The 446-nt window shown below is 38.1% G+C and carries 1 pseudogene; it reads left to right on the top strand.

From position 1 onward, the window contains the following. Positions 1-446: pseudogene (locus OJ995_RS13530) on the top strand (hypothetical protein); the annotation flags it as partial.

The raw sequence follows: 446 nt of genomic DNA, 5'->3' as shown, positions 1-446 counted from the left end.
CACAACAGGCGGATGTCCACCAGCAACAGCTACAGGTACTATAACTGTTAATATTCCAAATACGGCAACAATTAGTTACCCACAACCGCAATATTGTGTTAACTCTTCTAATGTGTCTGCTACATTATCAGGTACAGGAAGTTATTTAGGTAGTATTTATAGTGCTACACCTGCAGGATTATCTATAAATAGTTCTACAGGGGAAATTAATCCATCAGCAAGTACTCCAGGAACTTATACTGTAAGTTATTTGGTTCCAGCATCTGGACCATGTGCTTCCTATCTTGTTTCAACTACAATTACTATAACACCTTTACCATCAGTTATAGCAACGAATTTAAACCCAACATTCTGTTCAGGCGGAGGTACAAATATTCAATTAACAAGTAATGTACCAGGAGCAATTTTCTCATGGACAGTAACAGGAGGAAACGTTGTTGGAGCAT

This window comes from Flavobacterium lacisediminis (assembly GCF_025909975.1).
GTDB classification, from domain to species: Bacteria; Bacteroidota; Bacteroidia; order Flavobacteriales; family Flavobacteriaceae; genus Flavobacterium; species Flavobacterium lacisediminis.
The sequence above is the reverse complement of the archived record's forward strand: the minus strand, read 5'-3'. Positions and strand labels throughout refer to the sequence as shown.